At 45.8% G+C, this 22,274-nt stretch carries 20 protein-coding genes and 1 pseudogene; 11 read left to right on the top strand and 10 right to left on the bottom strand.

The features are described from left to right. Positions 1–142: 142 nt before the first annotated feature. From RLO19_RS10390 to RLO19_RS10375, 4 genes are all read right to left on the bottom strand, one after another. Entirely contained in the window at positions 143–805 is a 663-nt protein-coding gene (locus tag RLO19_RS10390) for an HAD-IA family hydrolase (protein ID WP_446356126.1), read from the bottom strand. Between the two features lie 176 nt (positions 806–981). Further along, positions 982–2,184 carry an NAD(P)/FAD-dependent oxidoreductase gene (locus RLO19_RS10385; RefSeq protein ID WP_446356124.1) on the bottom strand — a complete coding sequence of 401 codons (1,203 nt, stop codon included), beginning with the start codon at positions 2,182–2,184 and terminating at the stop codon, positions 982–984. Positions 2,185–2,347: 163 nt separating this feature from the next. Continuing rightward, a complete protein-coding gene (locus RLO19_RS10380; protein ID WP_446335472.1) occupies positions 2,348–2,803 on the bottom strand; it encodes a YlqD family protein in 456 nt (151 codons plus the stop codon). A gap of 139 nt (positions 2,804–2,942) precedes the next feature. Next, a complete protein-coding gene (locus tag RLO19_RS10375; protein WP_446356122.1) occupies positions 2,943–4,961 on the bottom strand; it encodes an AMP-dependent synthetase/ligase in 2,019 nt (672 codons plus the stop codon). Between the two features lie 249 nt (positions 4,962–5,210). Here RLO19_RS10375 and RLO19_RS10370 point away from each other — a divergent pair, with 249 nt between their 5' ends. Then, on the top strand, positions 5,211–6,302 hold the full coding sequence (locus tag RLO19_RS10370) for a response regulator transcription factor (protein WP_446356121.1): 1,092 nt from the start codon (positions 5,211–5,213) through the stop codon (positions 6,300–6,302). 294 nt (positions 6,303–6,596) lie between these two features. Here RLO19_RS10370 and RLO19_RS10365 read toward each other — a convergent pair whose 3' ends face one another. Then, positions 6,597–7,082, bottom strand: a complete 486-nt coding sequence (locus RLO19_RS10365; protein WP_446356119.1) for a BON domain-containing protein — start codon at positions 7,080–7,082, stop codon at positions 6,597–6,599. A gap of 693 nt (positions 7,083–7,775) precedes the next feature. Next, positions 7,776–10,895 carry an MFS transporter gene (locus RLO19_RS10360; RefSeq protein ID WP_446356117.1) on the bottom strand — a complete coding sequence of 1,040 codons (3,120 nt, stop codon included), beginning with the start codon at positions 10,893–10,895 and terminating at the stop codon, positions 7,776–7,778. Between the two features lie 307 nt (positions 10,896–11,202). Here RLO19_RS10360 and RLO19_RS10355 point away from each other — a divergent pair, with 307 nt between their 5' ends. Then, positions 11,203–11,781 carry a TIGR04376 family protein gene (locus tag RLO19_RS10355; RefSeq protein ID WP_446356115.1) on the top strand — a complete coding sequence of 193 codons (579 nt, stop codon included), beginning with the start codon at positions 11,203–11,205 and terminating at the stop codon, positions 11,779–11,781. A 76-nt stretch (positions 11,782–11,857) separates the two neighbouring features. Here the strand turns inward: RLO19_RS10355 and RLO19_RS10350 are convergent, their stop codons facing one another. Continuing rightward, positions 11,858–12,178, bottom strand: coding sequence for a hypothetical protein (locus tag RLO19_RS10350; RefSeq protein WP_446356114.1), 321 nt, complete (start codon positions 12,176–12,178; stop codon positions 11,858–11,860). A 42-nt stretch (positions 12,179–12,220) separates the two neighbouring features. On the opposite strand from RLO19_RS10350, the gene RLO19_RS10345 reads away from it, so the two are divergent. Beyond that, positions 12,221–12,616 (top strand): PPC domain-containing DNA-binding protein, encoded by a 396-nt coding sequence (locus RLO19_RS10345; protein ID WP_446356112.1) that lies wholly within the window; start codon positions 12,221–12,223, stop codon positions 12,614–12,616. Positions 12,617–12,764: 148 nt separating this feature from the next. Here RLO19_RS10345 and RLO19_RS10340 read toward each other — a convergent pair whose 3' ends face one another. Then, positions 12,765–12,974, bottom strand: coding sequence for a hypothetical protein (locus RLO19_RS10340; protein ID WP_446335464.1), 210 nt, complete (start codon positions 12,972–12,974; stop codon positions 12,765–12,767). Between the two features lie 518 nt (positions 12,975–13,492). On the opposite strand from RLO19_RS10340, the gene RLO19_RS10335 reads away from it, so the two are divergent. The 7 genes and pseudogenes from RLO19_RS10335 to RLO19_RS10305 form a co-directional block, all read left to right on the top strand. Beyond that, positions 13,493–15,250, top strand: coding sequence for an ABC transporter ATP-binding protein (locus RLO19_RS10335; protein ID WP_446356110.1), 1,758 nt, complete (start codon positions 13,493–13,495; stop codon positions 15,248–15,250). A 72-nt stretch (positions 15,251–15,322) separates the two neighbouring features. Continuing rightward, the gene (gene ccmS, locus RLO19_RS10330; protein WP_446356108.1) at positions 15,323–15,751 is read left to right on the top strand and encodes a beta-carboxysome assembly chaperone CcmS; all 429 of its coding nucleotides are present in this window, start codon (positions 15,323–15,325) and stop codon (positions 15,749–15,751) included. 305 nt (positions 15,752–16,056) lie between these two features. After that, a complete protein-coding gene (tatC, locus tag RLO19_RS10325) occupies positions 16,057–16,830 on the top strand; it encodes a twin-arginine translocase subunit TatC (protein WP_446335461.1) in 774 nt (257 codons plus the stop codon). A 164-nt stretch (positions 16,831–16,994) separates the two neighbouring features. Beyond that, positions 16,995–17,309, top strand: coding sequence for an urease subunit beta (locus tag RLO19_RS10320; RefSeq protein WP_446356106.1), 315 nt, complete (start codon positions 16,995–16,997; stop codon positions 17,307–17,309). A gap of 48 nt (positions 17,310–17,357) precedes the next feature. Continuing rightward, the gene (locus RLO19_RS10315) at positions 17,358–17,975 is read left to right on the top strand and encodes a sugar O-acetyltransferase (protein ID WP_446356104.1); all 618 of its coding nucleotides are present in this window, start codon (positions 17,358–17,360) and stop codon (positions 17,973–17,975) included. 761 nt (positions 17,976–18,736) lie between these two features. Next, positions 18,737–18,925 carry an RRXRR domain-containing protein gene (locus RLO19_RS10310; RefSeq protein ID WP_446356103.1) on the top strand — a complete coding sequence of 63 codons (189 nt, stop codon included), beginning with the start codon at positions 18,737–18,739 and terminating at the stop codon, positions 18,923–18,925. Next, positions 18,837–19,316, top strand: a pseudogene (locus RLO19_RS10305) (RNA-guided endonuclease IscB); the annotation flags it as partial. The gene RLO19_RS10310 and the pseudogene RLO19_RS10305, both read left to right, overlap by 89 nt. A 231-nt stretch (positions 19,317–19,547) precedes the next feature. Here the strand turns inward: RLO19_RS10305 and RLO19_RS10300 are convergent. Next, entirely contained in the window at positions 19,548–20,513 is a 966-nt protein-coding gene (locus RLO19_RS10300) for a protochlorophyllide reductase (RefSeq protein ID WP_446356101.1), read from the bottom strand. Between the two features lie 356 nt (positions 20,514–20,869). Here RLO19_RS10300 and RLO19_RS10295 point away from each other — a divergent pair, with 356 nt between their 5' ends. Continuing rightward, positions 20,870–21,058: a hypothetical protein gene (locus RLO19_RS10295; RefSeq protein WP_446356099.1), complete on the top strand. Its 189-nt coding sequence runs from the start codon at positions 20,870–20,872 to the stop codon at positions 21,056–21,058. Positions 21,059–21,583: 525 nt separating this feature from the next. Here RLO19_RS10295 and RLO19_RS10290 read toward each other — a convergent pair. Then, positions 21,584–22,135, bottom strand: a complete 552-nt coding sequence (locus RLO19_RS10290) for a class II glutamine amidotransferase (protein WP_446356097.1) — start codon at positions 22,133–22,135, stop codon at positions 21,584–21,586. Between the last annotated feature and the right edge of the window lie 139 nt (positions 22,136–22,274).

Here is a 22,274-nt window from a genome sequence, read left to right as displayed (position 1 = left end):
GTGGATGACGTTAAACTTTATGCGATCTATATACACCTGGTTGGTAGGGGCGGGTTTGACTACTAACATTTTTTGTCACCTAAATGTGACTAAACCCGCCCTGACAAATGATGAATGACAAATGACTAATTACTAATGACGATTAAATCTCAACCATATCCTCGGAACGCTCCAACCAAATCGCTCTCAATCCCGCCGCTTTAGCCCCCTGATAATCCTCCCGCAAACTATCACCAATGTGCCATGCTTGTGAAGGTTCACATCCATGTTTATGTAAAGCCTGGGTAAAAATTTTGGGATCAGGTTTAGCCGCCCCCGCTTCTGTGGAAATGGTGATTGAACTAAAAAAATCATCCAGATTCAGGGCTTTTAATACTAAGTAAAGGCGAGAATCAAAATTGGATAAAACACCCAGTTGAATACCAACCCGCCGCCACGCCTCCAGGGATGGGATCACATCCGGATAAATAAACCACGGTTCGGCTGTGGCAAAGTGGGTGTAAAGGTGGTCAAAAAAATCGGTAAAGTCGGCAAACTGTTCCAGAACACCGACTTTTTGGAATGTGCGAAGGGCAATCACGCGCCACCATTCAAATTCACACTGAGGAATCTCTTGTGATTCTGTGTCTGGAAAAACTAAGGGATCAGCCGCAGCAAAGGCTTGAAAAAAGGCATCGTTAACCAGTTTTGGTGGTACATTGACGTTAAACTGACGAGCTACGCGGCTGTAAACCTGACCCACACTCCCGCGCACCCCAAACAATGTACCGACGGCATCTAGTAAAATGACTTTTGGATTGGTCATTTGTTATTTGTCATTCGTCATTTGTCATTTGTCAAATAGTCAGGGCGGGTTTAGTTGCATCCTTTGTGAGGTAAAAAACGATAGTAGTTAAACCCGCCCCTACACAACATTTAATCAGGGCGGGTTTTGAAAAAACATTATCGTCAACCGGGAAACGAAAATTCATAAACCCGCCCCTACATACCCTCATCTTTGAGCAGATTTAATAAAGGTTGTGCCATCCAATTTAAACCAACTTTGAGCTGATGGTCTAGGGTGGGCATACGATAAAGATAGGCAAGACGCCGTGCTACGTGGGCGAAGACCCCATCAAGTTTTAATCCTAACCCGGTCAGTGTCGCGTTGTCTGTCCCTAATGTCATCATCTCGCCTAAATGCTGGTAGCGGAAGGGAAGTAAGGGACGCCCAGTCAGGGATGCCCAGATATTCCAAGCGGCGTAATCGGCTTGCTGGAAGGCTGATTGAGCGGTGTTGGGGACTTGTTGACCTGTGGCGTCTCGACAATCGGCGAGATCCCCTAGAGCATAAAGTTCTGGATGATCAACTACTTGCAGGGTTGGGGTGATCATCAGCTGACCCCGGTGGTTTTGTTTAAAGGGGAGCGATCGCACCAACGGCGCTACTGTGGTGCCAACTGCCCATAGTACGATATCTACAGGAATGGTATCCACCTGTCCTTTGTATAGCAGAGAAATTGTGTCAGCGCTGATCGAGTCTACTGATGTTTCTAGGTCAATCCACACATCTCGCTCATTTAAAGCCTTCCGTGCAGCTTCACGGTTGAATTCGGGAGAGGTTTTCAGAATCATCTCACCCTGTTCAATTAACCGGAGGCGCCCTCGTTCTCCTAAGCGTTCAGCGAGTTTGCAGGCGAGTTCTACCCCACTGTACCCACCACCCACAACCGCGACACGAATTTTTTCCCTGTGGGATTCTTCCAGAATTCGTAACCGTTCTTCTAGACGATAAGCATCTGCGATCGCGCGGAAAGAAATAGCATGTTCAGCGACACCGGGAACGCTTTCCACAGGTGTAACTCCGCCTAAGGATAAGACCAGGCGATCGTAAGCAAACTCTACACCATCCTGCAATTGTACCTGCTGTTGCTCACTATCAATACCCATCACCGTGGCTTGGGTAAAGCGTACCCCTGTATTTGCCAGGAGTTCTTCAAAAGGTGGGGCAATTTCCCAGGTTTGCAGTTCACCTGTGAGGAGTTCATACAGCAGGGGCATAAATACGAAGCGATCGCTTTGATCAACGAGTATAATTTCTGGCTGCTGTAATTTGTCCCAAGGGAGTTGGCTTAAGCGCAGGGCAGTATAAAGCCCCCCAAAGCCTCCACCGAGAATACAAATGCGGGTCGGTTGGTCACTCATCGTTGAATGGGCAGATTAGCCATAGTAGGGCAACTCTCTTCAGGATAGCAAGATACCCAATGTAGAGACGTAGCATGCTACGTCTCTACAGGCAGGGCGGGTTTTGAACAAAGGTTATGATCATATAGTGAAACACGATTCCCTTGGCACCCGCCCCTCTGCTTTAGATATCGCCGCGAATTTCTTCGACTACGCCATCTCGCAGGAGAATTTCGACCTGCATTTTGCGAACTAGGTTATCTCCGGCTTCGACGCGGAAGAAGCTTTCAATCTGACCTTGATTGACTTCTTGGTCAAGTTCGAGCATCTGTACCTGTTGAAGTTGCTGGAGTTGCTGGTTTTTCTGTTCTAGTAGCTCACTTTTCTTTTGATTGACCTGTAGTTGAATACTGTCGATTTGCTGCTTGACTTGAGGACCTGGAGGTTGCACACTTTGCTTTTGGATTTCCGCGATCGCCCGTTGCCCCTGCATGTCTAACTGTTGAAGTTGAGAGTCAAGTTGGTTAATTTGTCCCTGAAGTTGTTGTTGCACCTCCTCCTTCCAACGGGGTGTGACAATGGCTTTAATATTAACCGGTCGCTTCAAGAGTAGATTTGATTTAGATTCTTCTGTAGTCATATAGCTCTTTCTCGGTAGGTCTGAAACATTAAAAGGATATGGGTTAATCCGGGTAATAGCATAACCCAAAGTTTGGGGCATGAGGATTAAGATCAACAGGCAACTTGCCAGCAGACTCTTTCACCCTATTTCCCATCAATCAGGCGAACATCCCGTTAATGATATCGTGATATCGTTGAGTAACAACGGGTCGCCGGATTTTCATTGTTTGAGTCATCATGCCATTTTCTATGGAAAAGGGTTCTAAAATCAGCACGAATTGACCAATCCGATCATCAGGGCGATAACCTGGTCGATTTTTGACTTCCCGGTTCAATTCTTGCCGGAATAGGTTCTGCACCTCTTTACTTTTGAGTTCAATAGTCGTCCGGAACGACTCGCTGTTCTCCTCTGTATCGGAGTTGGGCAAGTTTAGGGTAACATTTTCAGCGGCTGCCCACTGTTGCAGGGCTTCTAGGTTCGGCACAATTAACGCACCGAGCGATCGCTGATCTTGACCCACTAGCATAATCTGTTCAATATAAGGACTTCGCAAACAGGCATCTTCAATCGGTTGCGGCTCGATATTTTCGCCGTTGGTCAATACGATTGTATCTTTTGCCCGTCCCGTTAATACTAAATCATTGTTGGGGGTAACCCATCCCAAATCTCCGGTATCAAACCATCCCTCGGAGTCAATGGCTTTTGCTGTCGCCTCTGGGTTTTTATAGTAACCTTGCATTACTTGGGGTCCTTTAACCAAAACTAACCCCCGTTCGCCTGGAGGTAAGGGTTTCCGGTTTTCTGGATCAACAATCCGAATCTGGGTTCCGGGCATGGGTAATCCGGATGAACGGCGCAGATTACGTTCCATCCGGCGAACGTTCGTCACAGGAGAGGTTTCGGTGAGTCCATACCCCACCAGAATCTCAATCCCGGCAATTTCAAAGAAGTTTTCTAAATGCATTGCCAGGGAACCCCCACCACTGATAATGGTTTTGATTTGACCCCCGGTTGCCGCCCGCACAGTTTGATAAATTAGTTTGTCGGCTAATTTATGGGCGGGTAACAGGAGTGAGGCTTGGATGCTGGCGCTGATACGTTCTAAAGGACCAGGATTAAGCTGGTTCAAGTCTAACCCTTGAGCGATTCGCCGCGCCTTAATATAGCGCTGACTGATATCGAGTAAGGTGGACACCAGTTTTTGCTTGTTCGGCGGTTGCTCACGAAATTGCTTTTGCACCCCCTCATAAATGGATTCCCACAGCCGAGGAACACCGATCATGTAGATGGGTTTAAAGGCTTTGAGATCGGCTTTGACATGGCGAATGGTGGTGTAAATTTGGGTACAGCCTTGGGAGAGGAGGAAGTATTCTACGGTGCGTTCGTAGACATGCCAAGTCGGTAAAATACTCAAGATGCGATCGCCTCCTTTGGGTTGAAGGACGGTACCAAAGGTGGTGACTTGATGCAGCAGGTTTCCATGACTTAACATTACCCCCTTGGGTTTACCTGTGGTGCCGGAGGTGTACATTAAGGTGGCGAGGGTTTGACGGGTTGCCTGAATCGGTTGTAGGGTTGTTTTTGACCCCAGACTCATCACCTCAGAGAAATTAAGCACCTTGAGCTTGTCTTCAGCAGGTGGCTCTTCATCGGAGAGTAGGATCACAAACTGAATCGGCAAATCGTCAAAATAAGGTCTGAGTTTAGTTAGTGTTTTAGTATCTTCGACAACTAAAGCAATACTGCCACTGTGTTCTAAGATATACCGCAGTTCATCAGGATCAGCTTGGGCGCTGCGAACCACATTTGCCGCCCCAGCCGTCATAATCCCCTGATCGGCAATCAGCCAACGGGGGCTGTTATCGGCAATTAATGCTACACGGGGAGGAAGATCCGAAGAGTCTTGTTCCTGTTTGATTACTGGATTATCGAACAGGGTTTGTAACCCCGCCGCGAATTGTTGAATCTGGCGCACCAACTGGGTATACGTTAGGATCACCTCGGTTTGGGCATGGGGATCTCTCAGGGCAATGATTTGTCCAAATCGCTGCGCCGCAATCGACCAAATTTCTGGCAGAGACTGGATAGAGGAATAGTCAACCAGGTGCTTGAGCAGGTTACGCTCTTGGGAACTCATCGACAATGACATAGAATCAGCCGGATCTGTGTTTAACATCTATTACAATCCCTTGCTTTTTTTACCATACTCTTTTGCTGTAAGTCAGAATAGGAGTCTCAGTGGACAGAATGTCTTCTGTCTGTTGATAGATTTTCTGCCTATGCCCCCTCTCTGTGTCTCCTGAAAAATTATCCAAAACGATGTCGGAAACGCTGAGGTTCAGGTAGGGGAGGATTTTCCTCCATCAGAACTAGGGGGGTATCAAGGGAAGATTCAGGATCATCTATTGTTCAAAGGGGGAAGACAATGAAACTTTTATTTGTTGAGGATAATCCAACCTTAGCCAAAACCATTATGGCAGGGTTAACTCAACAAAACTATGTTGTTGATCTAGCAGATGACGGTGAGACAGGGTTGGATAATGCTTTAGCCTATAACTATGATCTGATTCTGCTTGATATTAATTTGCCTCATCTGAATAGTATTAGCCTTTGTCGCCGTTTAAGACAAGCCGGAAATACCAGTCCGATTGTTTTATTAAGTGCATCAGTAGCGACTCAAGATATGGTGGCGGGGTTAGATGCGGGCGCTGATGATTATATTATTAAACCCTGTCCCGTTGAAGGGTTAGCGGCTAGAATCCGGGCATTACTCAGACGTAACCGAGAGGCTAGCACCCCAACTTTGCAATGGGGAAAGTTAGAATTAGCTCCTAGTGCTTGTGAAGTGACTTGTCAGGGACAGCCCTTGCGTCTATCTCCCAAAGAATACAGTCTTTTATATTTGTTGATGTCATCTCCAACCCGGATATTTAGTCAAGATTATATTATCGAAAAACTTTGGCCCCTCGGAGAGCCACCAAACCGGGAAACGGTTAAGGCACATGTTAAAGGATTACGACGCAAGCTTAACCAAGCGGGTGCCGGTGACATTATTGAAACTGTGTATGGGTTCGGGTATCGTCTGAAGGAGCTCTCTGAACTTCAAACTTCGTCATCAACCCTCAATCCTATTCTGGAACGGTTTGTGGCAATGCGTCAGATGGAGTATTTAATCCTCAATCCAGATTTAACGATTCGAGAGATTTCTGAGCAGGTTAAGAACTTTTGTGATTTTCCCGAAAAGTTAACGGTTGGACAACTGGTGAGTGTTAGTTTTCCAGAGTTAATTGGTTTAGACGATATATTATTGGCTGTTTTGGCAGGAAAAACAGAAGATTTTAGGCTCGAAGGTGTAGCTCGTTCCCATAATCCTAATCGACCGGAGTATATTGATATCTATAGCATGAATGTTGATAATCAGTTATTTATCCTATTTGAAGATGTCTCCCCGGAAATGAGCTGGAGACAAACCGTTACTCAACAAGAAAATGAAACCTATCTTTTATTGGGATTTTAAATGCCTCTGATGTTGATGTCAGGGAGACACATCATACTAAATCCGCCTTTATTACCCCATGGAAGAGGAGGCGATTGAAATCGCTGCTACACTTGCCTTTCGTCCGCCTGCGCGGACTGGTTTATAACAGGGGTAGCGTTCCCCGGATTTGGTATCATTTGGTAGAGACTCCTCCGGCGGAACGTCTCTTGTCTATATCTAATAAAAAATTGGTCTTGTGGAAGATAACAAGACCAATTTAAGCAATAAAAACTCCGTTTGATATTGACGGAATATTTATTAATTTCTGATTAATTAAGAAGGGAGTTCTTCGAGGGCTAAATCGAAGGTAATCTCATGAACACCAGGAATGTCTTTAACCTTCTCAACGATCTTACGAGCCGTTGCTTGATCTTTAACGGTTCCGGTGAGACGAACCGCACCACTAGCAACGCCAGCGACTAGGTTCTCGGAAATATCGGACTTAATCTTATCTTGAATCTGGGAATCAGTCAGTTCGTTTCCACCTTTGCTCGATTCAACATATTCAATTCCTTGATACTGACTTCCCACGGCAGAGGTTGTCAACTTCTCCCTTTCTTGTTGCTGTTGTTGGGAGTTTTGAGCGGAATCAACAGCAGCTTGAGGGGGTGCGGCTAAGGCAGGAAAAGCACTATTAAATGTAAAGATGACAACACCCAGCAGCATCATAGCTGAGCGGAACAGGCGATTCGGCTTAGCCAGAACAAGAATCGCGATCGCGAAGGCAGTGATGACCATTAATAAGTTGATCATATTCATAACTATCATCGGAAATTGGGGTTGGTAAGGGGGCGAATGGAAACCCCTGTCATTTATGTATGGGGAGGAATTCGCCCTCTTACATAAACAGCAGTCCGACAGGACTTCCTTTGAGAAGCTGTTGGTATCCATTTCCCTTGTGTACACGACTGCATATTTGAATGGAAACCCCTACCGCCTTGGATTGACTTGCTGACGTTCGATGTATTGCGTTCACATGAAAGTCTGGGCAATTACAGACTCGTGCTTTTAATCTGTACGCATAAGGGTTGCTTGATTGGGCTTACGCCCATCCCGTTTCCGGGGTAATGTTAGCTTCGCATAAGTTATGCCTCGGTACTATCTCCAACACACTGGTTTAACCCTGTAAGCCTTTTTAATGCTGGAGTTGTAGAGCTACAAACTAGCTACGCATTTGTAGGTACGAACTTTAACTCTTGGGCATAACGTAGACCACGTAGGTCTTAGGCTGGTCAGGTATGGGCAATTTCGATGCCCCCGCCTAAAGGCGTGGGGTTCCTGACTTTCTCCGTACTCTACAGCTAACATTACCGACTTCTGCAAAAATAGACTTCATTCTATAGTCATAAATTACTTTTCTATCCAAAGATAGATACAAAATGAAAGAAACAGAGATACAGGGGAATCCCTGGAGACGCGCCCTGACGTAGAGACGCGCCATGGCGCGTCTCTTTAAGCAACACCTAAAGCCCCTGCACCTGCGGAAGCCAACGCCGAAACCAGCGCCGTAGCAAACAGCCACCAAGCAGCTATCGCAGCGGCTTTGCGAGTTTCTTCGGCTTGGCGTTGTGCTTGATACTTGATCTGTTCTAGACGCATTTGAGCTTGTTGTTGGATACGTTCTGTCCGTTGTAGCAAACGAGTGCGAACCTGCTCAATCTGGTCAATCATCCGATTAGCATCGGCTTCGGAGATATCATCACGGGAACTGATAATAGCGACTAGGGTATCCCGATCAAAGTGAGACAAGCGATCGCGCAGTGCATCAAACCCAGCTTCTGGGTCATCAAATAACGTCTGGATATCTCGCTTGATGCCATCATAATTCAGCTCAGGACGCTCTAAATTATTGAAGTAGTTGCGAATGCGCTCAAAAATACCATCAATAACCGACTGGATGCGATATTGCACCGTTCGGATTTGGGTGATCACTTGGTCGCGCACATTCACAATTTGATCGACAATTCGATTCACATCTTCTTCTGAAATATCCTCCCGTTGGGATAACAGCGCCACCAGCGTCGAGCGATCAAAGTGGGACAGGCGTTCTTGCAGACTTGACATCCCTGCTCCAGGTTCATTCAGCAGCAGTTGCACATCCCGCTTAATTCCTTCAGGATTGAGTTCCTCTTTGCCCGTAGAACGCAGATAATCAGCAAATGCGGCTTGAAAATCTTGTACAGTTTCCTGAGTCCGTAGCGCCCAGCGTCGGGGGGCTTTGACTACGCCGCGAACGGTGGAAAGAACTTGATCAATGATCTGATTCACCTCTTGTTCACTCAGATCATCCCGTTGGGCGAGTAACTGTACTAGGGTATCGCGATCCATTGAAGCTAACCGATTTGTGATTAAACGGACTCCAAGCTGTGGATTATCCAGCAGTCTGGTTAAATCACGCTGAATCCCGTCTGGATTGAGTTCTGGCTTCCCGGTGTTCCGCAGATACTGAGCGATCGCCGACATGGTTTTATCGTATTGCTCTTTAGTTGTATCCACCATTTTTTGGGGGATGCGGCGAACACGAGTCCAGGTACCCTCAACCTGATCAAGAACTTGGTTAATTTGCGTTTCACTCAAATCTTGACGCTGACTTAACAGTTGTACCAACGTATCCCGGTCAAAGCGTTCGGCGCGTTTACGCAGCAGTAGCCATCCCACCTGGGGTTCATCCAAGAGTAATTTGAGTTCCTGTTCAATGGCTTGAGGATTCAGTTGATCTTTACCCGTGTTACTCAATATAGACTGAACTTTCAGCCACTGAGCTTCAACTTTTGCCTTAAGCGCCTCTTGGGTTTCTCTGGCTGCATCCAACACGCGATCGCGGGCTTTTTCCAGCTCAACGATTACGGCTTCCTGTTCAATAGGCGTTAAATCTTGGCGTTTCTCGACCAACCGCTCAAATAAGCGACGGTCAAACTGAGCCAGACGATTGCTCAGGTGTTCGTAATCGGCGTCCGGATCACCGAGAATATCCCTGATATTCAGTTGAATTTTCTCAGGAGTGATTGCTTCTTTCGGCGTAGAGAGGAGATATTGCTCCATCGCGGCTAACCGTGCGATCGCCTCGCCGCGTTCTCTGGCTGCGATCGCCACAGATAATGCTTCTAAGCGAATAATATCCAACCAGGTAGAAATTTCTCTGATCCGTTCTTCTGTAAAAACACCCCGCTGTCTCAACAAATCAGCAAAATCTGACCGATTTAGCTGCTCTAATTCCTGCACCATGGTTGCTGGGTCAGCTTCTGGATCATATAGCACATCTCGGAATTCCCGCTCCAGCGTCGGTTGCTGCATTTGCCAAGAATATTTATTGAGCAGGTAATTTTCCACATCTGCTCGCACGGTACTGTAAACTTCATCCTTACTACCACCACTGATTTGAGCGGAAACTTTATCAACCTGTTCAGTGACTTGGCTGCCGACGCTTTTAAGCTGACTAACAATTTTCTCAACATCAAAGTCTGACAGATCTGTGCGTCCCATCACCAATCCAATCAGACTATGGAAACCTGTGGATGCAGCCTGAGCCAGAGGTCCTGGATTTTGGGCTTTGCGGCGCTTGCGGAGTTCTGCTATCAAATCATCTAGCTTTTGGGTAAACTCACCGCTAACGAGCTGATCCGGTGTGGCAGACTGAAGATACTCCCTAAATTCTGCCATAGCATCTTGAGAAGAAGGCAGCCGATTCACCGTTTTCTTCCAGACGTTTTCGAGTTGGTCAACAATCCGATTCACATCCCGTGGGGCTAAATCGCTGCGGCTGCTAACTAATTCAATAAATGTCTGCCGATTAATATCACGCAGGCTTTCACTACCAGCAATCTCTTGTAAATTTGGGTCATTGAGTAAATCTTCTAATTCCGTCCGAATCTTTTGCAGATTCAGTTCTGGAGGTCGTATAGACTGCATATAATCTTCTAGGTTCTCGCGAATCGTCTCTGGGTCAATGGCAGAACCCAGTTCTCGACGTACCGCCGCCGCCGCTGCTTCTGCAGTGTGCACCATTTCTTTTCTGACTGCATTACCCCCCATTGCGGCTGTGGCGGTGCCTAAAAGGGCTTGAAAACCAGAGGTAGCGGTACTAATTACTGAGCCGATTAAAGAACCAACCGTTGTCGAACTCACCCAAACCAGTAACGAAAAGTAAGTTGCCCAAATCACCAACCCGACGATCGCACCCAAGCCGGGACTCTCCAGCAAGCTTAATTCTACGGCAAATAGACAGGCAAAAAATAACGCTAGGGTAACGCTAATTAATGTTCCTAACCCTAATGCCATACCAATCTTGCGAATCGTCCCCTGCATAGTCTCTGATGACTTCTTATCAGACGAAGACGATGATGAGTCTCCGCCTCCAGCAAAGGAAATTCCCAACGCGACACCCAGATTCGTTAATAGCATCTGGAAAGCAAACGCTAAGACTACACCAGCGACTAATGTGGTAAAAAATTGGGGTCCGTCAAAGATGAGTGCAGCATCTTCGACGGTATCGAGTCGTGGCTCTATCGGTATCTGTGCTATCCAAGCTGCCCAACTCGTGAGTCCTATTACTAGTCCCACACTCTCAACCATAATCTTCTTCCTCGTTGTTTCGGTTGTGTTAACGATGACTGGAATACAACTGCCTGTTTCCTGGCAGATTCTCCTGTCCTTATGCCAGAATCGTTGTCTAAAGGCTGAAAATCATCTCCCCAAGGGGTGAAACTTATGGGCAAGTTGCAAATTTATGCCTACCGATAGAGTGACTTGCGAGTTCATTTAGATCTCTTGTTCCTGTTCCCTGTTCCCCAATCTCACCTCAAAAGTCAACTTTGATTGTGTCTGTACTTAAAGGATGAGATAGTATGTTAGCGAGGCGCACGGGTATTAGGAGTCTGACGTGGGTTTATTTGAGGATCTCAATAGCTTTCTGGAAAATCGTCTGGATGAATTTCTCCGCAACAATCCCCATCTAGAGTTACAAGCACTCGAAGAGCAGTTACGGGAGCAAGAAGAAGACACGTTGAAACTGATTGCTGATTTGCAACTTCAGCAAAAGCGCCTCCAGGACGAAATATTAGGAGTTGCCCAAGAGATTCAGCGTTGGCATGAACGGGTGAGTAAGGCTCAATCGAAAGGCAGACTTGATTTAGCCCAAGCCGCTCAACAGCGAGAAGCCGCGCTTTTACATCAAGGTAATCAACTCTGGGGCAAGATGGAAGGGGTTAAACAGAGAATTGCTCAGACTAAAGCATTACAGCGTCAGATTCAAACCCGTCGTAATGAAGTGCATACCAAAGCAAGAGTTGCAGAAGCTGCCCGCGCTCAAGCCCAAACTCAATCTCAGTGGCAGACATCAGCTTGGAACCAGAATTCTAACTACAACATTGGATCAGGTGTAGATCCGTTGGAGTCTCAGTTTCAGCGCTGGGAAACCGATGAGGAGTTAGATCAAATGAAACGGAATATGGGGCGCTGAGGGGGCACACAGAAGTTTGAGTAGACATGGCTAGGTATGGCTAGGTATGGCTAGATATTAGTTAACCCATCCGCATTTACCCATCCCCGGATGAACGGCTAGGAATCGTAAAGGAAATCGAACGAGGCAGTTTAGGCATTGGTGTGGATGACGAGGGATTAAGTGCCTTGGATGCTGGATTGGCACTCTCCACAGAGGGAGCCTGAGTTTGATTAGTTGGGAATTGCCTGGATTGTAGAGAGACAAACCAACCGGGAGATTTACCGTAGTTAGATGCGATCGCGAGTAAAGCTCCTGCCAAAATTAATACTGGCATGGGCAAGGTAAAATGGCTCACCCACTGAGACAATTCTATTAGACTAAATAATACCACAAAGGTGGTAATTACAATTCTCATATATCTGACTTGAAATTAGCGCCGCCGCCCTAATCATAAACCATGCAAATTTTTGCGCTTCGCTTAAAACCCAATGATGATTTAAGGACAAGCTTAAGGCATTTCGTCGCACAGCACCAGATTGAAGCTGGGTTTATGATTACAGCTGTGGGCAGCCTACAACAAGCCACCCTGCGCTTTTCGGGTCAAAATTATGCTCAAGCCTTTAAGCGACGTTTCGAGATTGTTTCCCTCGTTGGCACTCTGTCTATCCATGGTATCCATTTACACATTGCCCTGTCGGATAAAAAAGGGAAAACAATCGGGGGGCATCTCCTATATGGATGCATTATCTATACGACGGCTGAAATTATTATAGGCGTCAGCGATAATTTAATCTTTCTGCGAACAATAGATGAAACGACGGGATATAAAGAGCTAGAAATCAAACCTAAATAAAGTTTACTATAGGACAAGCTGAAACCTGTCTTCCTCAAATCTAGCCAAATCAGTCTATCACAGTCATTTAGGGTCATAAACTCAAAACGGATGAGCTTAATGCCCACTCAGTCAGACAGTCGCACAAAGCCGATTGGATAATAAAAAACTATTCCTCACCTAGAATGAGCTGAAGCGCCCGATGTGCTTCCTGTAGGGTTTGGAGTTCTGAATTAAACTTCCATAGATAGGGCTTAACTCTATTTCCTCCCACAATAGCGGGTTCCCAAGCCGTCAGTTGCCATCCTTGCTCAGTCGCGGTGAGGCAATAATCAATCCGGGGAGGAATAATCGGGGTGTTGGCGTTAGTAATCATCATTGCTTGCTCGTAATACCCTTAGTGGTCAAAAAAATTGTGATTTAGGGTAAGGAAGCGATCGCCTATAGCTTACTGGTGATGCCCTGATTCCTACCAATCATCATGCCACCCCTTTCGGGAGTTGGTAAGGCTTACCCGTCATCTTTACTGAAATATCATAATCCAGTCGGAACAAAACACGAGGTTATGGGAGGTTGCCGAAGTCTGTATGAGACTGAGCTTCATACAAGCTTCATATAACCCGGTTGAGTGAATATACTTATCTTACGGATTTTAAGAAAATAGGCAACAGGGAATAGGGAACTCTTAACGGAGAACAGGGCATTCTCTATTATTCAACTTCTCCGAGTATCTCCATGTATCCAATTGTGTTAATAATTCCTCCTTTGCTGAAAGAGCGTTTAACCTTATAGTGCAAAATATCAGTTGAATCAGCTTTTTGTCCAGTCAGGGTAATCTGCGTGTCCAGTTCAAAAGAAAAGAAGCACTCCCAAATCAGGGAGCCTCTCTCCCAATCAGTGTCCCCTCTCAAACGTCTATTTGCCTATGGTCATAACTATCGCACCCAAATCTGGCAGGCGATCGCATGTTCGGTTCTGAATAAAATCTTTGACTTAGCGCCACCTGCGTTAATTGGTGCGGCGGTGGATGTAGTTGTCCAACAAGAGGATTCCCTCATCGCCCAACTCGGCGTCACCGACATCTTCACACAACTGTTGATTCTGGCGTTGCTTAGCCTGATCATCTGGGGATTAGAATCCATCTTTGAATATGCCTACAACCGACTCTGGCGTAATCTAGCACAGACGATTCAGCATGACTTGCGCTTAGATGCTTACGCTCACTTACAATCCCTCGACTTAGCTTATTTTGAGGATAGGAGTACGGGCAGGTTGATGTCTATTCTCAACGACGATATCAACCAACTGGAACGCTTTCTTGATGTTGGCGCCAATGAAATTCTCCAGGTATCCACAACCGTTGTGATTATTGGCGCCACCTTCTTGATTCTGGCACCTGGCGTGGCTTGGATGGCACTTCTACCCATGCCCTTTATTCTCTGGGGTTCCATCACCTTCCAGCGCCGCCTTGCGCCCCGTTATGCTGATGTGCGGGAAAAGGTGAGTTTACTCAATGGGCAATTGGCAAATAATCTGACAGGAATAACCACAATTAAAAGCTTTACGGCCCAAGTTTATGAAATCCAGCGAATCACCGCCCAAAGCCAAGCCTATAGCCAAAGTAACCGTCGTGCGATCGCACTATCTGCGGCATTTGTGCCATTAATTCGTATCCTCATCTTATTGGGCTTTGTCGGAATTCTCCTCTATGGGGGTATGGAAGCCGTAGCTGGGAGATTAGCCGTCGGTACCTATAGCGTGTTAGTATTTCTGACTCAGCGCTTGCTGTGGCCCCTCACCCGACTTGGACAAACCCTCGATCTCTATCAACGGGCGATGGCGTCTACAGCCAGGGTGATGAATCTGTTGGATACACCGATTACTATGCATTCGGGCGAGATTTCTTTGCCTGTAACTCAGGTGCGGGGTGAGTTGGCGTTAAAAAATATTACTTTTTCCTACCAGGGACGCCATCCTGTGATAGAAAATCTTTCCCTTCATATTCCGGCGGGAAAAACCATTGCCATTGTCGGTGCGACGGGTTCGGGGAAAAGTACGCTGGTCAAGTTATTATTGAGACTCTATGAAGTCCAAGAAGGAACCATAACCCTCGATGGTATTGACCTGCGCCAGCTTCAGTTAGCTGATTTACGCCGCGCCATTGGTTTAGTCAGTCAGGATGTGTTTCTGTTTCATGGCACGGTGCGGGAAAATATTACTTATGGTAGTTTTGATGCCACGTTATCTGAGGTAACGGCAGCCGCAGAAATTGCTGAAGCCCATGAATTTATCTGCCAACTCCCCCAAGGATACGACACAATTATTGGGGAGAGAGGACAAAAGTTATCCGGTGGACAGCAGCAGCGACTGGCAATTGCTCGTGCTATCTTAAAAAATCCCCCTGTGCTGATCCTCGATGAAGCCACCTCAGCCGTAGATAACGAGACAGAAGCCGCTATTCAGCGATCGCTAGAGAAGATTACCCAAAACCGGACAACGATCGCGATCGCTCATCGCCTGTCTACAGTACGCAATGCCGATTGTATTTATGTTATGGATAAAGGTAAATTAGTTGAACAAGGCACCCATGAACAACTACTAGAGCAACAAGCTCTTTATGCGATGCTCTGGCAAGTTCAGTCTGGGGTCAAATAAGTCATTCGTCATTGGTCATACTCGCTGTCCTTGAGAAGCAAGCTACGTCATTGGGAATTGTAAACCATGATCATGTTCAGTAAACCTCAGCCGAATAAGCCAGAGGATCAGTGGAAAGTTAAGCTAAATAAGTTTGCCAAAGAAAATAGCAAAGAACTTGCGGCGCTGTCATGGGGACTATTTCTGGAGAAGGGCGAAAGCGACGAAACTTTGGGAATTGACCTGAAACCCCAACCCCATTTTGTCTATTGTCCCAAAGCGGCGCTGGAAAAACTGAATCAAAAGGTTGATAACTATCTTCAGGAAATGATAGGTATTGTGAATGCTCACCAACCGGATAAAGAAGTTTTAATGATTGGGATTGGTAATGACCAAATTAAATTAATTCATTTTGAACCCGAATCCCCACCCCCCGTGTGTTTTGAGCAAGTGGGTAAAGATGTCGATACATTAATTGAAGAACTAGAACAGCGTATGATCAAATTTGATATTCGTCCTTAGTTATTGGTTAGTAAAATACAGCTTAATATAGATTTTTTAGTCAATTCACTTCTGCACAACTAGAAAACTAAAGACGATTTGGTTTAATCCGGTTAATGCAACGGCTTACGCTTATCTTGGATTACTAAGACCTCATCTAGGCTTATTTAATCATCCTAGAGCGTATCATTGAGACTCCTGTGTACACCTATAGCGAACAAGACGAGTAAGTTCAGACTTGAGTCGTGGGATTGACGGTGACTCCTGCATCCTCTTCCCGCGATCGGTACAATAGTTAACAAACTACAATCCAACTGTGCAAACTGATGACGCCTGACGTAGAAACGTTACCCCAGCAACCTGCTGACACGAGTGAAACCAACTACCTCGACGAACTTCCCAATGATGCCGAAATGTCACTGTTCGATCATTTAGAAGAGTTGCGGCGGCGAATTTTCTATTCGCTGCTTGCTGTCGCCGTTGGTGCTACTGGCTGCTTTGTCGCGGTTAAATACATTGTCCAGTTATTGGAAATCCCCGCTAGAGGCGTTAAGTTTTTGCAATTGGCTCCCGGTGAATACTTCTTTGTTTCCCTGAAAGTGGCGGGTTACAGTGGTTTGCTGGTTGCGACTCCTTTCATTCTGTACCAAACTATTCAATTTGTCTTACCTGGGCTGACTCGCCGCGAACGACGTTTGATTGCACCTGTGGTTTTAGGATCTAGTGTTCTGTTTTTCGTGGGGTTGGCATTTTCCTACATTGCTTTAATTCCAGCCGCGCTGAAATTCTTTATTAGTTACGGTGCTGATGTCGTTGAGCAAGCTTGGTCAATTGAACGGTATTTTGAATTTGTGCTGCTACTCATGTTCAGCACCGGGATAGCCTTTCAAGTGCCAATTATTCAGATTCTTTTGGGAAATTTAGGAATTGTCTCATCCTCACAAATGCTTTCTGGTTGGCGGGTTGTTATTTTGGGTGCAGTGGTTTTAGGCGCTGTGTTAACTCCCTCCACTGATCCTCTGACTCAAAGCTTACTCGCTGGTGCTGTCATCGGTCTTTACTTTGGCGGAATTGGTTTGGTTAAGCTGTCAGGAAAGTGATTGACTATTAGCGTGACAGCGATAGTTCAAGACTTGATCAAAAGTGACGTTAAACTCCCTCATTTCTGATGCTTGTTTGGGCATTAGATGCAGCACTGGGAGTATTTGCTGTCATTTAAATCAACATTACTTGTACTTTTGTAAGTTTTTATTAAAAATAGACGATGATTCCAGGGGAACAAATCATCCAAAAGGGAGAGATTGAACTGAATGTGGGGCGTCCAACCTTGCGCCTGTCGGTAGCGAATACAGGCGATCGCCCGATTCAGGTAGGTTCTCATTTCCATTTCTATGAAGTGAATGACGCTCTATCATTTGACCGAGAGCCAACCAAGGGGATGCGGTTAAATATTCCGGCGGGTACAGCCGTGCGCTTTGAACCGGGAGATGAACGGGAGGTTGAGTTGGTACCGTTTGTGGGTAGCCGTCAGGTTTATGGGTTTAATGGCAGAGTGAATGGGGCGCTGGATAATTATTGACGTCTCCACGCCAAAAGAATGGTGGAGAAACCGGACAAAACTCAAACAATGATAAACTGGCAGGATATTGCTTTGATGAGGCAGATGAGTGAAAAACAGAGGATGTTAGCAGGAGAGCTATATCTAGCATCTGACCCTGAATTAAAAGCATTACATAATCGAGCCTGTCAACTGACGCGCTTGTACAACTCCACAATGGAAGACGAAGTAGAGACGCGATCGCAACTTTTACAGGACTTATTTGGCAAGCTGGGATCTAATCCTCAAATTAGTCCTCCCTTTTACTGTGACTATGGCAGTAATATCTATGTCGGCGATAATCTCTATATGAACTATGGTTGTGTGATTCTCGACTGTAATACGGTTCATTTAGGCGATAATCTGTTATGTGGACCTTATGTGCAGATTTATACAGCCTATCATCCTACTGATCCAACCCAAAGACTAACCGGACGCGAACTCGCCAGACCGATTAATATTGGTAATAATGTTTGGATTGGTGGCGGTGCAATTATTTGTCCAGGTGTCACGATTGGCGATAATACGACTATTGGTGCCGGTAGCGTTGTTACCAACAATATTCCTGCCAATGTTATTGCCGCCGGAAATCCCTGTCGGGTTATACGAGTGGCAAGTACGACTCAACCTCCAATCCTGGAAGTGTAACCGTAAAAAAGCGCGATCGCTATCTCTTGTTGAAAGAGAATGAGTTGCGATCGCGCATTCTTACTATCAGTGGCGTTATTTAAATAAAGACCCTTATCAAACACGTCACATGAACCTGAAAATGCACCCTAACATTCATCTGCTATCACTAACGTTTCACTTACCAATACCTGTTCGGGTAGAGCCATCTCTTTCAACCAATAGCTCCATCAATACAGGTTTTGCCGTTGCACAAAGCTTTGTCTAGCTTAAACAAACAAAGCTTAAAAAACCTAACGGCTTTTTTGGTAAATGCTCCCTAGATCAATGTCGTCAACATCAATCGTCAGCAGCAATGGGATTTTCTTCTTGCTGTGAGAGCAAATTCCATTGCTTGTAATACGTCCTAGTAACCTTTTTTAGAAGGAATACTAACTATGGTAAAGAAGAATACAACTATTGTCAACGCTTTCGTAATACACTGTATTATTTCAATGCCGACTTTCCCGATAGTTATCTAATTGTCAACGACCCGCCGCTAACCCCTTAGGGGTATAGCGTTCGCTTCTTTTGAGTGAGTCCTACGTTGACCAGTCTCCCTCAATCAACGGCTTTTTGAGGGTAATCGATATCTTGGTCACAACACCTACGAATGCGTGTCTAGCCAACTTAAGCCAGTTTGTAGCTCTGTTGTTCAACATTAACCAGCAAGTACGGGTTGACGAGCCGTGTGTTGAGCGCAAAAAGCCGAGATATCAAAGACGAGGCAAACCTAACCAGTAATGAGAGGTGCAGTAATGCGCGTTTTCGTTCTAGACAAAAACTTGAAACCTCTTGACCCTTGTCATCCAGCACGGGCGAGAGAATTATTGAACAAAGGGAGCGGCTGTCAACGCTACTCGTTGGGAGTTGTACAGAAGAATTCAATCAACTGGCTTACCTGTAGAAGTTGGTTCTGGTGGGCGAACTAAGTTCAACCGACAAACCAGAGGGATTGAAAAGCACCATTGGACAGATGCTGTCTGTGTAGGGGCATCTACGCCAGAGCGATTGCTTCTCAAAGCTGTCAAACCTTTGATTGTCAAAGCTAAAGGACATGGCAGAAGGCAGCGCTGCGGTACTGACCGTTACGGCTTTCCTATTCGTCATGCCCCTGCTCAAAAGTTTTGCATGAATTTCCAAACAGGTGATTTGGTCAAAGCTGATGTCCTGACTGGAAAGTATGCGGGAACCTATACGGGTCGAATTGCTATTCGATTTAAGCCAAGTTTCAAATTAACTACAGGAGGTAAAAGTTTTGATGTGCATCCTAAATATTTAAAAACAATTCATAAGGCTGACGGTTATGAATATACATACTGAAAACATGGAAACTGCCTGTGCAGACGGTGTACCGGGGACTCAAATGTACTCGTATGAGTCTAGGTAAGTGTCGAAATCCCGCAAGGCTTCCGCCGTGAGCGTCAGCCGAACGGGAAAAACCAGGAAATCCAAGTTTTGAAGATTGGAAGCCCACACCAAATCAAAGATTCTGGTGTGGGAGGATGTCACGTAGAGCGGCTAGGACAAACGGCAACCCCTAGTCCTCTCTCCTCAAACGATTCCCACTAACTTGGCACTCAACTCCCACATCCTCTCCCCTTTTTCATCATCGCGGGCTTGGGGAGAAACCCTTTGCACAAAGGACTTGCCCTCTTTCTTCTGTCGGTTCCCCCAACTCCAATAGACACCGGATTGGCTATATTCAGGATCGGCAACGACGGCAGCAACCCGTTCGCCTGCTAACTCCTGGGATACGTACCCCCCAGTGATGTGTTTCTGGAACAAGGGAAAGAGTTTCTGAAACAGAGGATAGTGATTTCGGAACAGGGGTGTATCGGCGACACATCCTGGATAAAGGGAACTGAAAACGATACCTGTTGACTCGTGATAGCGCCGATGCAGTTCTCGCATCGTCAGCAGATTACAGACTTTGCTGTCTTTGTAGGCTTTGACGGGTTCAAACTTTTTGCCGTCAATCATAGAGTGAGGTTCTTTGAATCCTGTTTCAAAGCCTTTGAGTTCCCCTAAATCTGGACGCGGTGGAATCTTCCCACCCAATTCATCGGGATTGTGGGTTACCGTTCCCAAAATCACCAGCCGGGGAGACGAAGCCGAGGAATGCTTCAAATCCTCTAGCATCAGGTGGCACAGGAGGAAATGTCCCAGGTGATTTGTAGCAACGGTTAATTCATACCCTTCTGGCGAGCGCTGGGGTTCCTTTATTAAAGGCATATAAATGGCGGCGTTGCACACCAAAGCATCTAGAGACTTGCCACTTTCCCGGAATTTGGTCACAAACTGGCGCACGCTCTCTAAGCTACCCAAGTCAATCGGCATAATTGTGTAGCTATCCTGGGGGATACCTACCTCTTGAGCCGCGTTCTGGGCTTTCTCTAAATTCCGACACGCCATCACGACATGCCATGTTCCCCTTTGCGCCAGGGCTTTGGCAGCATACAAACCAACCCCTGATGAGGCACCCGTAATCACAACCGTCGATTTCTGATGTTGTTCCATTCTCTTCAGACTCCGTTAACCGCCGTTAACTGTTTTTAGACTCTCTTACCACTGAGCTACTTGATGATCTTACAGTTGAGTTGATTCAGTTGCTCAAAAAGTTTTCAGTTGATCCGGTAGAGGGGCGGGGTAAGAAACTGTGACCTCGCTCACTCAAGGGCTTTTGTCTGGTCACGCTGAAGGTTCATTGAAATTACTTATTGATACTATACAGTATCACCAATCGTCTATTGAATCATCACCTGAGTTGTGTTATTGAACGCCTAGATTTTTTCTTTACAATTCAATATATTTGTTAAAAGAAGTTTAGAAAATCAGTGGTTTTGAGTTAACTAATAATTATCGGGAGATTAAGAATGACTTATTGCAGATTCTCTCATAGCCAATCTGTGCGCTGGGATAAATTGTCGTTAAAACTGCGGTACAAAATGTTCAAAGCCGGAACTGAGGATAAGTTTGAGGCGTGGATTACGAAAATAGAAGATGACTGGAATGATGAAATCGCTGCCTGTCTCCAGGGTCAATTTCCCGATTGGCGTGGCTAAGTGAAAAGTTGTCTTCGGCACGGTAAGTTCACAAATTGACAATGGATAATGAACAATGGATAATGACCTCTCCTTAAAAGAAGAGGATTGAAATGAAGGAAAATCTTTTTTAATTTCTTCGTAAACGAAGAGGTCTTAGACCCAATTAATCAATTGTCAATTATCAATTATTAATTATCCATTGATAAAGGAATAAACCTGGGGTATGAGGCTAAAAGTGAAGGCATCTAGAATGGCGGAATTTTGCCCAATCAGAGGATTCCGTCATCCTGTTAAAAGAGAGTGAAGCCGTGAAAAAAGTACCCTGAACTTATCTTCAGCTAATCTTAAGAGCTAAGTTATAGAACTCAAGCTATGCCTATTCGACTCAGTTATACATCTAGAAAAACCCGAGCGTGAGAGAGCGCTGGGTTGAGAAAAATGAGATGGTAGGTATTCTTAGAATAGCACAAACGGCAACGGCATTGAAATGGCGGTGCATTGGCATCCTGGGGAATTTGTTAAGTTCCACGACGTTATCAGTGTTTAGAGTCGATTGATGTGAACCTCCAAATCCTCTTTAACCACTAGGAGGCTATTGGTTGGGAAACTGTGCCAATTTCCAGCAAACAAGGGTTCAGAGGCAATCATGACAGCGTTAGGGTAATTGGGATCATCCCTTAACCAGTATAGGGAAGGTGCACTGGTATCCAATGCATAGCGACTGGCAACTAGGCTATGCCCATCACTGATAACCACATTGGCAGAAAAGCTGACTTGATCGGATTGGGCTAATTGTGTCAACTGGATCAAGGTTTGTGACAAGGCTTTCTCTATGGAAGCATCAGGAGCCGTTTGGACTTCATTGACAAAGAGCGCAAAAATATGCTCAGAATCGGTTGTACCGTGAATTGATTGATAAATTTCATCACTCAGGCGATCGCGAATGGCTCGATATAGGGTTTGGCGGAAATGTTGGATAAAACCGTTGTGAATGAATAAGGTGCGATCGCGGCGAAAGGGCTGACAGTTTCCCATATGCAAGGCTTGACCTGGTGTAGCACTCCGAACATACGCCAGTATACAGTCCGATTCCACTTGACGCTCCCATCGCTAAAAGCGAGGGATTCTCAGTTCAATGAGTGAACTTACCCAAACTAAGTTTCCTTACTTTGAGCAGAGGTTCTTCTCTCCCTGAGCGTTAATTTCTGTTCGCCCAACAGTATTTTTAGTGCTA

Source organism: Coleofasciculus sp. G2-EDA-02, from assembly GCF_040226375.1.
Taxonomy (GTDB): domain Bacteria; phylum Cyanobacteriota; class Cyanobacteriia; order Cyanobacteriales; family Coleofasciculaceae; genus Coleofasciculus.
Note: the sequence above shows the minus strand (reverse complement) of the source record. Positions and strands in the feature narration are given on the sequence as shown.

Coding starts and splice junctions, on each gene's coding strand:
- RLO19_RS10365 (WP_446356119.1), bottom strand. CDS start 7,082: ATGAATATGATCAACTTATTAATGGTCATCACTGCCTTCGCGATCGCG.
- RLO19_RS10345 (WP_446356112.1), top strand. CDS start 12,221: ATGCAAATTTTTGCGCTTCGCTTAAAACCCAATGATGATTTAAGGACA.
- RLO19_RS10350 (WP_446356114.1), bottom strand. CDS start 12,178: ATGAGAATTGTAATTACCACCTTTGTGGTATTATTTAGTCTAATAGAA.
- RLO19_RS10310 (WP_446356103.1), top strand. CDS start 18,737: ATGAGAGGTGCAGTAATGCGCGTTTTCGTTCTAGACAAAAACTTGAAA.
- RLO19_RS10360 (WP_446356117.1), bottom strand. CDS start 10,895: ATGGTTGAGAGTGTGGGACTAGTAATAGGACTCACGAGTTGGGCAGCT.
- RLO19_RS10340 (WP_446335464.1), bottom strand. CDS start 12,974: ATGATGATTACTAACGCCAACACCCCGATTATTCCTCCCCGGATTGAT.
- ccmS (WP_446356108.1), top strand. CDS start 15,323: ATGTTCAGTAAACCTCAGCCGAATAAGCCAGAGGATCAGTGGAAAGTT.
- RLO19_RS10385 (WP_446356124.1), bottom strand. CDS start 2,184: ATGAGTGACCAACCGACCCGCATTTGTATTCTCGGTGGAGGCTTTGGG.
- RLO19_RS10300 (WP_446356101.1), bottom strand. CDS start 20,513: ATGGAACAACATCAGAAATCGACGGTTGTGATTACGGGTGCCTCATCA.
- RLO19_RS10380 (WP_446335472.1), bottom strand. CDS start 2,803: ATGACTACAGAAGAATCTAAATCAAATCTACTCTTGAAGCGACCGGTT.
- RLO19_RS10315 (WP_446356104.1), top strand. CDS start 17,358: ATGATAAACTGGCAGGATATTGCTTTGATGAGGCAGATGAGTGAAAAA.
- RLO19_RS10320 (WP_446356106.1), top strand. CDS start 16,995: ATGATTCCAGGGGAACAAATCATCCAAAAGGGAGAGATTGAACTGAAT.
- RLO19_RS10295 (WP_446356099.1), top strand. CDS start 20,870: ATGACTTATTGCAGATTCTCTCATAGCCAATCTGTGCGCTGGGATAAA.
- tatC (WP_446335461.1), top strand. CDS start 16,057: ATGACGCCTGACGTAGAAACGTTACCCCAGCAACCTGCTGACACGAGT.
- RLO19_RS10370 (WP_446356121.1), top strand. CDS start 5,211: ATGAAACTTTTATTTGTTGAGGATAATCCAACCTTAGCCAAAACCATT.
- RLO19_RS10375 (WP_446356122.1), bottom strand. CDS start 4,961: ATGTTAAACACAGATCCGGCTGATTCTATGTCATTGTCGATGAGTTCC.
- RLO19_RS10390 (WP_446356126.1), bottom strand. CDS start 805: ATGACCAATCCAAAAGTCATTTTACTAGATGCCGTCGGTACATTGTTT.